General features: G+C 72.9%; 10 protein-coding genes and 1 pseudogene. 6 read left to right on the top strand and 5 right to left on the bottom strand.

The window, feature by feature from the left end:
* The coding region (locus ACFVXK_RS34625; protein ID WP_389620004.1) for a WD40 repeat domain-containing protein at window positions 1-326 on the top strand (326 nt) is incomplete at its 5' end.
* The gene (locus ACFVXK_RS34620; protein WP_389620001.1) at window positions 323-1,825 is read left to right on the top strand and encodes a serine/threonine-protein kinase; all 1,503 of its coding nucleotides are present in this window, start codon (window positions 323-325) and stop codon (window positions 1,823-1,825) included. The genes ACFVXK_RS34625 and ACFVXK_RS34620, both read left to right, overlap by 4 nt.
* 20 nt (window positions 1,826-1,845) lie before the next feature.
* Here ACFVXK_RS34620 and ACFVXK_RS34615 read toward each other — a convergent pair whose 3' ends face one another.
* Window positions 1,846-2,331, bottom strand: coding sequence for a hypothetical protein (locus ACFVXK_RS34615; protein WP_389619998.1), 486 nt, complete (start codon window positions 2,329-2,331; stop codon window positions 1,846-1,848).
* Window positions 2,332-2,494: 163 nt separating this feature from the next.
* Here ACFVXK_RS34615 and ACFVXK_RS34610 point away from each other — a divergent pair, with 163 nt between their 5' ends.
* Both ACFVXK_RS34610 and ACFVXK_RS34605 read left to right on the top strand, forming a co-directional pair.
* Window positions 2,495-2,854, top strand: a complete 360-nt coding sequence (locus ACFVXK_RS34610) for a hypothetical protein (RefSeq protein ID WP_389619995.1) — start codon at window positions 2,495-2,497, stop codon at window positions 2,852-2,854.
* A gap of 44 nt (window positions 2,855-2,898) precedes the next feature.
* Window positions 2,899-3,444 (top strand): TIGR00730 family Rossman fold protein, encoded by a 546-nt coding sequence (locus ACFVXK_RS34605; RefSeq protein ID WP_389619992.1) that lies wholly within the window; start codon window positions 2,899-2,901, stop codon window positions 3,442-3,444.
* A gap of 1 nt (window position 3,445) precedes the next feature.
* On the opposite strand, the gene ACFVXK_RS34600 is transcribed toward ACFVXK_RS34605, so the two are convergent.
* A complete protein-coding gene (locus tag ACFVXK_RS34600; protein WP_389619989.1) occupies window positions 3,446-4,189 on the bottom strand; it encodes a dienelactone hydrolase family protein in 744 nt (247 codons plus the stop codon).
* A 382-nt stretch (window positions 4,190-4,571) separates the two neighbouring features.
* On the opposite strand from ACFVXK_RS34600, the gene ACFVXK_RS34595 reads away from it, so the two are divergent.
* On the top strand, window positions 4,572-6,539 hold the full coding sequence (locus tag ACFVXK_RS34595; RefSeq protein WP_389619987.1) for an NAD-binding lipoprotein: 1,968 nt from the start codon (window positions 4,572-4,574) through the stop codon (window positions 6,537-6,539).
* 3 nt (window positions 6,540-6,542) lie between these two features.
* On the opposite strand, the gene ACFVXK_RS34590 is transcribed toward ACFVXK_RS34595, so the two are convergent.
* Window positions 6,543-7,181 carry a VanZ family protein gene (locus ACFVXK_RS34590; RefSeq protein ID WP_389619984.1) on the bottom strand — a complete coding sequence of 213 codons (639 nt, stop codon included), beginning with the start codon at window positions 7,179-7,181 and terminating at the stop codon, window positions 6,543-6,545.
* Between the two features lie 146 nt (window positions 7,182-7,327).
* Here ACFVXK_RS34590 and ACFVXK_RS34585 point away from each other — a divergent pair.
* A pseudogene (locus tag ACFVXK_RS34585) lies at window positions 7,328-7,710 on the top strand (DUF4230 domain-containing protein); the annotation flags it as partial.
* A 10-nt stretch (window positions 7,711-7,720) separates the two neighbouring features.
* Here ACFVXK_RS34585 and ACFVXK_RS34580 read toward each other — a convergent pair.
* Both ACFVXK_RS34580 and ACFVXK_RS34575 read right to left on the bottom strand, forming a co-directional pair.
* Entirely contained in the window at window positions 7,721-8,050 is a 330-nt protein-coding gene (locus tag ACFVXK_RS34580; protein ID WP_389619981.1) for an ASCH domain-containing protein, read from the bottom strand.
* 34 nt (window positions 8,051-8,084) lie between these two features.
* Window positions 8,085-8,447 (bottom strand): PRC-barrel domain-containing protein, encoded by a 363-nt coding sequence (locus ACFVXK_RS34575; protein ID WP_389619978.1) that lies wholly within the window; start codon window positions 8,445-8,447, stop codon window positions 8,085-8,087.
* Window positions 8,448-8,595 lie beyond the last annotated feature (148 nt).

Here is an 8,595-nt window from a genome sequence, read left to right as displayed (position 1 = left end):
GCAAGACACTGGCCGGCTCCTTCGGCGGTATCGCGGTGTGGGACGTGGCCGGCGGGAAGCTCACCGCGACCCTCACCGGCGTCGACTCCCACTGCCAGTCGGTGTCGTTCAGCCCCGACGGGAAACTGATCGCCGGCGGCTTCAGCGCCCACTCCCAGGGCGGCGGAATCGTGGTGTGGAACCTCGCCGGCCGCAAGGGAACGCCGGTGAGGACGGGGCGCAGCGGCGGGGGACAGGTCGCGTTCGGTCCGGACGGCAGGACGCTCGCCGCGACCACCGACACCGGCGAGCTGCTGGGCGCGGTCCAGTTGTGGTCGGTCGGATGACCCAGCCGCTGGGCGGGCAGGATCCGCGCCAGGTCGGGCCGTACGAGCTGGTGCGGCGGCTGGGCCGGGGCGGAATGGGCGAGGTGTTCCTCGGGCGCTCGCCGGGCGGGCGGCTGGTGGCGGTCAAGGTGGTGGCCGCCGAGCTGGCGCACGACGCCGACTTCCGCCGGCGCTTCGCCCTGGAGGTCGCGGCGGCCCGGAAGGTCGGCGGCTTCTACACGGCGCAAGTGGTGGACGCCGACACCGACGCGGTGCGGCCCTGGCTGGTCACCGCCTACATCCCCGGCCCCTCCCTGCACCAGGTGGTCCGCGACACCGGCCCCCTGCCGCTCCGGGCGCTGCGGGTGCTCGGCTCCGGCCTGGCCGAGGGCCTGGCCGCCATCCACGCCGCCGACCTGGTCCACCGCGACCTGAAGCCCGGCAACGTCATCGTCGCCGACGACGGCCCGCGCGTCATCGACTTCGGCATCGCCCGCGCCCTGGACGGCGGGCAGCACACCGGCACCGTGATCGGCACCCCCGGCTTCATGTCGCCGGAGCAGGCCCGGGGCGAGCCCACCGGGCCGGCCTCCGACGTGTTCGCGCTCGGCTGCGTCCTGGCCTTCGCCGCCACCGGGCACAGCCCCTACGGGCAGGGCCGGCCCGACGTCGTCCTCTACCGGACGGTGCACGAGCCCCCGGATCTGGAGGGGGTACCGGACGAGCTCACCGCGTTCGTCCGGATCTGCCTGGCCCCCGAGCCGGGCGGGCGTCCGCTGCTGTCGGACGCGCTGCGCCGGCTGGCGACCTCCGCCGAAGACACGCAGTGGCTCCCCGGCAGGGTCGCGGCCATGATCGGCGAGCGGCGCGCGGCGACGCTCTCCCTGCGCGAACGCACCGAGCCCGAACCGCGGCGCGCCGGGCCCGAACCGCAGCGCACCGGGCCGGCGTCGCGGCTCCGCCGCCGCGCGGTACCGGTGGCGGCGGCCGCGACCCTGGCCGTCGCCGGGGCCGCCTGGGCCTTCATCGCGCTCCAGCACCCCTTCGACACCGCGGGCGGCACGGGGACGTCCGGCTCGACGGCGACCGCGAAGGCCGCCGCCTGGAGCGGGGACCCGTGCGACGTCACCAACTACACCCTCATCCAGGACCACCAGCTCACCAGCGTCGGACAGGCCGGCGGCCTCACCAACGGCGCCGACCGCGTGAAGACCTGCACCTGGAAGGTCGGACCCGCGACGGTGGACAACAACCGGACGCTGACACTGGCCTACTCCACCGCCCCGTTCCACCTGATCACGGACCGCAAGGCACCGAAGGAGCCGGCCAACGCCCAGCTGGACAAGCTCAACTCCGCCGCGGCCTACGCGAACCAGGACGAGGACCGGTGCGAAATCGACTGGCGGACCCCCGACGGCTACGCCGCCGTCCTCGAATCCGAGCCCGGCGGCAGCGCCTCGTGCATCACCGGCACCCGGTTCGCCCAGGACCTGGCCCCCAAACTGGCCGGCGGAACCTAGCGCACCCCCGTACTGCCCGGTCAGCGGGGCGGGAACGAAGCCAGCGAGAGGTCCCACTCGTCAGCCGCGCGGAGCAGCGCCGCGGCGTCCGACCTGACGTCCACGACGTACTGGTAGAGGTCGGCCCCGTCATCACCCTGTCGCCACGGCGGCGCCGCCTCCAGGGACAGGTGAACGCGCATCAGCACGCTCCCGCCCTGACTTCGACCGGCGAGGCCGAAAGCCAGGACCGGCTCGATGAACGACATGTCCGGCGCCAGCTCACCGTCGGCATCAGGTTCGGTGACGCCCACCGTTCCCGTGGCCACCGCGCGCAGCCACGCGGAAACCCGGCGGGCCTCATCGGTGAGCAGACACGGTGCGGCGAAGGACCAGCTTCCCCCAGGAGCCGTCACCGTGCCTTCGACCACCAGCCAGTTGTCGTCGTACGGGTCGCCACACACAGTGGCGAACTCGTAACGCGCCGGGCGGAGGCCGACACTGCAGGAGAGATCGTTCAGGAGCACTCGGCCAGGATGTCATGCGTCGGCCAGTCGGACGTCGTAGTGGCTGGTCACGGCGACGCCCTGGTGCGGAAACCGCGTGGCCGTCGGCCGCCCGGCGCCGGTATCGTCCGGTCTCGGACCAGCAGCCGTACGAGCGGCCTCCCGCGTTCAGAGAGCGATTCCCATGACCAGCCGGCGAACCACTACGACGACGACCCTGTGGCGCCCCACCGGCCCCGAGGAGCTGGATCTGGTCCGCGAGCTGGACTGGCGGGCCTGGCCGCCTCGGCTTCCCGAGCAGCCGATCTTCTACCCGGTCCTCAACGAGGACTACGCGATCAAGATCGCGCGGGACTGGAACGTGAAGCACAGCGGCGTCGGCTTCGTCACCCGGTTCGAGGTCGACTCGGAGTTCTTGCGCCGCTACCCCGTCCAGCAGGCGGGCGGGCGGACGATCCTCGAGCTGTGGGTCCCGGCCGAGGAGCTGGACGACTTCAACGCCCACATCGTCGGCGAGATCCAGGTGGTCCACGAGTTCCGCTGAGGGCAGCGTGCCGCGACGCGCGCGGGTGCCACTACCGTGGTCCCGTGAACGTTTGCGTCTTCCTCTCCGCCGCCGACCTCGACGTGCGCTACACCGAGCCCGCCCGCCGGTTCGCCGAGCTGCTCGGCAAGGCCGGCCACACCCTCGTCTGGGGCGGCTCCGACACCGGCCTGATGAAGGTCGTCGCGGACGGCGTCAGCGGCGCCGGCGGAAGGCTCTCGGGAGTCTCGGTCGACTTCCTGGCGGCCAAGGCGCGTCCGGTCTCCGCCCCCGACGAGATGGTCGTCACCCACAGCCTCGCCGAGCGCAAGGCGACGCTCATGGAGCGGGCCGACGCGTTCGTGATCATGGTGGGCGGCATGGGCACGCTCGACGAGGCCACCGAGATCCTGGAGCTGAGGAAGCACGGCAGGACCGCGAAGCCGGTCGTCCTGCTGAACACGGCCGGCTTCTACGACGGCCTGCGCGAGCAACTGAGCCGCATGGAGGACGAGGGCTTCCTCCCGATCCCGCTGGCCGAGCTGGTGTTCATCGCCGACGAACCCGCCGACGCGCTCGCCCACCTGGAACACACCGCCAAGAGCGCCTGATTCAGCCTCGGCGGCCGGCCAGCTCCTCCTTGAGGAGGGGGAGCAGCCGGTCCCAGTGGAGCCCCAGCCCGGCGGCGCTGAACGCGTCGGTGTCGGACATCGTGAAGCCGTGGACGGTGCCGGGGTAGATCTCGGAGGTGTGGCGGACGCCTGCGGCGTCCAGGGCCCGGTTGAGCTCCGCGAGGGCCCCGGGCGTGAGGTCGCTCTCGGCATGGCCGAGGTGGACCCGGGCGGTGATGGTCGAGAAGAGGCCGGGCCCGTCGGCGCCCACGGGGCCGTGGAACGCGGCGACGGCGGCCACCCGGTCCGCGTGGGCCGCGGCGGTGCGCACGGCCAGGAGCCCGCCGATGCAGTACCCGGTCACCGCGACCGGGCCGGCGGCGACCTCGGGCTGCGCGGAGAGGAAGTCGAGGTAGGCGTCGGCGTCACTCAGGGCACGTTCGACGGTGTGCGCCTGGATCAGGGGCATCAGCTGGGCCATGACCTGGGGACGGGCCTCCTCCCCGATGTGCGCGGGAAGCGCGAACACCGGTGCCGGGCCGTGTCGGTAGAAGAGGTTGGGGACGAGTACGTAGTACCCGTGTCCGGCCAACTCGCTGGCCAGTACCGTCAGTACGGGCCGGATGCCGAAGCCGTCCGCGTACATCAGGACCCCCGGGTACCGCCCGCCGCCGCCGTCGGGAAAGGCGGCGAACGCGTCGGCCCGGCCGTCCGCGGTGGGGATCAGCAGCGTCGTGATGGGCATGAAACTCCTGTCGTCGTCGTTGACTTGGTGAACCTCTGGTCAACACGACGAAGGGCGGAGCCCGCGCGGCGGCGCGAGGTCCCGGATCGGCCGGCGGGACCAGACCGTCCCGCACGGTGCTCAGAGGAGCACCGGGTCACCGATCCGTGCGTGGCGCGATGCCGTCCCGGTGGTCATGCCCCCAACGTAGACCACGGAACAAGGCGGGCACCACCTCCGCAGGGCGAATACAGGGACGAATCATCACGCGTAGGGCGGAGTTCGGGGTGGTTCGTCCCGGGTGCGTACCCCTCTCACTAACCTGGAGACCGCCGAGGCATCCCAGGCCAGCGAGGAACTCCGGTTGACGCGACGCAGGACGCGCAGGACGAGCATCCCACGTGTGGGCTCCGCCTGGCCACGGGTGCGCTACCGGTTCGACACCATCGTGGCGCGCGGGACCGCCGCCCTGATCGGCTGGCTCACCCTCCTGTGCCTGGCCATCGTGGTCCCGGCCAGCGCGGCCCTGGTGTGGGCCAGGCGGGACGGGCCCACCACCTGGTCGGGACAGGTCGTGGCCGTGTGGGTGAGCGTGGGCCAGACACTGAAGATCGGCGGCGCCGTCGGCAGCCCGCTGTACGTGCTCATGTCCGTTCTGCTGGCCCTCGTCGCCCTGCTGTTCGTCTCCACCCTCGTCGGCCTCATCACCAACGGACTCAACGACAAGGTCCTCGACCTGCGCCGCGGCCGCTCCACCGTCCTGGAGGCGGGACACACCGTCCTGCTCGGCTGGTCCGACCAGGTCTTCCCGATCATCTGCGAACTCGTCGAGGCCAACGCCAACCGCCGCCGGGCCGTCATCGCCGTCCTCGCCCCCAAGGACACGGCCGAGATGGAGGACGAGATCGCCACCGCCGTCGGCCGGCTCGGCCGCACCCGGCTGATCTGCCGCAGCGGCGTCACCACCGACCCCGCGGTCCTCTCCCTGGTCAGCCCCGCATCGGCCCGCGCCGTCCTGGTCCTCACCCACGAGGGCGCGGACGGAGACGCCCACGTGGTCAGGACGCTCCTGGCCGTGGAGGCGGCCGTGCGCGGGCGGGGCGGCGGCCCCGCCGTGGTCGCGGCGGTGCGCGACGGCCGCCACCGCCGCGCCGCCGAGCTCGCCGCGGGCAGCCGCGGCCGGGTACTGGACATCGAGGACGTGACCGCCCGGCTCATCGCCCAGACCTGCTGCGAACCCGGCCTCTCCCTCGTCCACCGGGAACTGCTCGACTTCGAAGGCGACGAGATCTACACCGTGGCCGACCCCTCCCTGACGGGACGCACCTTCGGCGAACTGCTCCTCGCCTACGACACCTCCACCGTTATCGGACTCCTGCGCTCCGGCGGGGGCCGCGTCGAGCTCAACCCCGCCGCGGACAGCGTCCTCGGCGACGGCGACCGCATCGTCCTGATCACCGCGGACGACGACACCGCGACCCCGGCCGCCGAGCCGCCCGCCGTGGACGAGCCGGCCATCGCCGCACCGCCCCGGGCGCCCCGGCCGGCCGGGCGCTTCCTGCTGCTCGGCTGGAACCACCGTGCCCCGCTCGTCATGGAACAACTCGACGCGCACGCCCCGCCGGGGTCCACCCTCACGGTCATGGCGCAGGGCACGGAACTCCTCCGCGAGGCCGACCGCTGCGCCCTGGCACCCGGCCGCCGGATGCACGTCGACGTCCTCGACGGCGACATCACCGATCCGCGCGTCCTGGACGACCTGGACGTCCTGTCCTTCGACCGGGCCGTCGTCCTCGGACACGACGTCCAGGACACCGCCCCCGGCGCGCTCACCGGCGACGACAGGACCCTGGTGACCCTCCTCCACCTGCGCGCGCTGGAGCAGGCCGCCGGACGCGAACTGCCCGTCGTGACCGAGATGACGGACGACCGGAGCCGGTTGCTGGCCCCCGCCCGGGAGGGTGCGGACTTCGTCGTCGGAGGCCGGATCATCAGCCTCCTGATGACGCAGATCGCCGAGAACGGGCACCTCGCCGCCGTCTTCGACAGCCTCTTCTCGGCCGACGGCGACACCCTCCACCTGAGGCCCGCCACGGGATACGTCCGGCCCGGCCGCCCGACCACCTTCGCCACCGTCGTGGAGTCCGGCCGCCGCCAGGGCCACTGCGTCATCGGCTACCGGCTGCACGACGCCGCCGCGCACGGCCCCTCGTACGGGGTACGGCTGAACCCGGACAAGCGCGAAAGGCTGGCCTTCGGCCCCCAGGACGCGGTGATCGTGCTCGCCCCGGCCACCGGCGCCGCCCCGCCCCGCGAACGCCCCCGCACCGTCCCCGCCCCGAACCGCACGATCTCCCTCCGGAAGCGGTGACCGTCAGCCGAGGCCCCCACCGGCGGGGGCACGGCCGTCGCGGCGGGTCAGGCGGTGCCACCAGTGGCGGCGGCGCGGGTGGACGGCCCGGCCCATCCGGCGGCCCAGGAGCAGGTAGCCGAGCAACGCCCCCGCGGTGTTGAGGATGACGTCGTCCACGTCGAAGGCGCGCCCGGTGACCAGGGCGCCCTGGATCAGTTCGACGAGCGTCATCACCACGGCCGTCACGGCCGCCACCCTCAGCAGCCCGCGGGCCTGGGGGAGGAGGACGGGCAGCAGCACCCCGAAGGGCACACCGAGCAGCACGTTCCCGCCGAGCTGCTTCACGGCCTCGCTGACGCTCGCGTGGTCGAGGTACGGGCCGATCGAGGCGCCCGGGCGGGTGTTGCTGTGCACCAGCCCGGCCGAGGCCGCCGAGGGCTCCAGGGTGACGTGTGCGAGGGCCAGACTGAACAGCACCGTCCCGGCGAAGGCCGCCAGCACCGCCAGGGCCCGTGCCACGGGCCGTGCGGGTGGCCGGGCGAAGGGCGCGGGCTCCCGCGCCCGCTCCACGCCCTCCGCCGTCCCCGTCCGTCCCGTCGCCTCCGCCCGCCGCCTCCCCTTCGCCCGGCGCACCGCGGCGAGCTTCCCGCGCACGTCCATCGACCGCTCCCTCCGTGACCGGCTTCGTACCGTGCAGGCGCGTGTACCCCGCCGCACGGCGCCGACGCACCCACGGCGCAATCTCAACCCCGCCCGGATGAGCATGAACTGACGGGGCGTCCGATCGGCATGAACACTTCGGAGAAGGCACCCGCACCCTCTACGTCGGCGCCGGCTCCCTCTCCGCCTACGTCGAGCCGGGCGCGCTCGACCAGCGGGCCGTCACGGTCGACGCCGGCCGCACCGCGGCCGCACTGAGGCTGCCGCACGCCACGCTCGGCCCACCGGCCTGGACCCCGCGCGGTCGTACGCGGTCTCGAAACAGCGCGGACTGCTCGACCGGCTGGGGGACTTCTTCTCCGGCAACCCGACGGGGGAGCAGGCCGTCCAGAAGCTCGCCGTCGAACGCATCGGCGAGGCCGCCAAGGCCGGCGGGCTCGTCCGGCGCGCCGAACGCAACACCACGGCGGTACTCGAAGGACTGCTGCGCTCCCTCGGCTTCATGGAGGTCACGGTCTCCTACGCCTGACCCGCGCGGGTCAGTGCGTCAGCTGGAAGTGCACGACGGAGATGTCGTCGGTCGGCGCGATGTCGGGGTAGTGGAACCGCAGCTTGTCCCGCAGCTCGGCGAGATCGCGGAACCCGTCGGCGAGCGCGTCCGCGTCGGTCAGCTCGGCGACGCGCAGGGAACGCACCTGGGTGACGACACCGGCCAGCACCACCTCGTCGTCCAGCTCGAACACCATCTCCACGGGGCCCGTCTCCACCGGGTCACGGAACCGCACCGTGGTCGTCTTCGACCCGGCGCGCACGGCGTCCAGGTAGTCGGGGTGGAAGTGGAGCCTCTGCGTATCCATCGTGCTGGTCATCCACCAGACCCTACGCGTACGCGCCCCGGCGGGATCACTGCTGTCGGCGGCGCACGGTGTCGCCCCAGTAGCCCCCGACCTCGCGGTGGTAGGCGGCGTCGGCGAGGTGCGCGTCCCTGATGAACTCGGGTGCGTCCTTGATCTGTTGCCTGGTGCGGTCGACGTGGATCTTCTCTTCGGTGGTGTCGATCCGGGTGATCGTGCCGGCGGGCAGGAGAACTTCCCTGCCGAAGATCCAGGGGCCGGTGTCGACGACGATCCAGGAGGCGCCGGTGTCGTAGGAGTGTTTGTCGACCTTGCCGATGGTGCCGTCGACGGCTTCCACCTTGTAGCCGGTGAGGTCCCTGTCCTCGAAGTGGGCGACGGTGAGGTGGTAGGCCCAGATGTTGTCGTTCACGGGTACGTGTTCCCTCCGCGGTGGTGGGTCAGGGGCGTCTTGGGGGCTCGTCTGCCCCGGATCGGCCGATCGACGCACGCCGGCTGGGCCGGGCCCCGTCCGGACCCCCGACGACGCCCGCCCCGACCCCCGTGCGGGGTGTCGGGGC

It is taken from the genome of Streptomyces sp. NPDC058157 (assembly GCF_042884105.1).
Classification (GTDB): Bacteria; Actinomycetota; Actinomycetes; order Streptomycetales; family Streptomycetaceae; genus Streptomyces.
Note: the sequence above shows the minus strand (reverse complement) of the source record. Positions and strands in the feature narration are given on the sequence as shown.

Bases quoted from the DNA above. Each gene is read 5' to 3' on its own strand.
- ACFVXK_RS34620 (WP_389620001.1), top strand. From the start codon at position 323: ATGACCCAGCCGCTGGGCGGGCAGGATCCGCGCCAGGTCGGGCCGTAC.
- ACFVXK_RS34610 (WP_389619995.1), top strand. From the start codon at position 2,495: ATGACCAGCCGGCGAACCACTACGACGACGACCCTGTGGCGCCCCACC.
- ACFVXK_RS34600 (WP_389619989.1), bottom strand. From the start codon at position 4,189: ATGCCCATCACGACGCTGCTGATCCCCACCGCGGACGGCCGGGCCGAC.
- ACFVXK_RS34590 (WP_389619984.1), bottom strand. From the start codon at position 7,181: ATGGACGTGCGCGGGAAGCTCGCCGCGGTGCGCCGGGCGAAGGGGAGG.
- ACFVXK_RS34580 (WP_389619981.1), bottom strand. From the start codon at position 8,050: ATGACCAGCACGATGGATACGCAGAGGCTCCACTTCCACCCCGACTAC.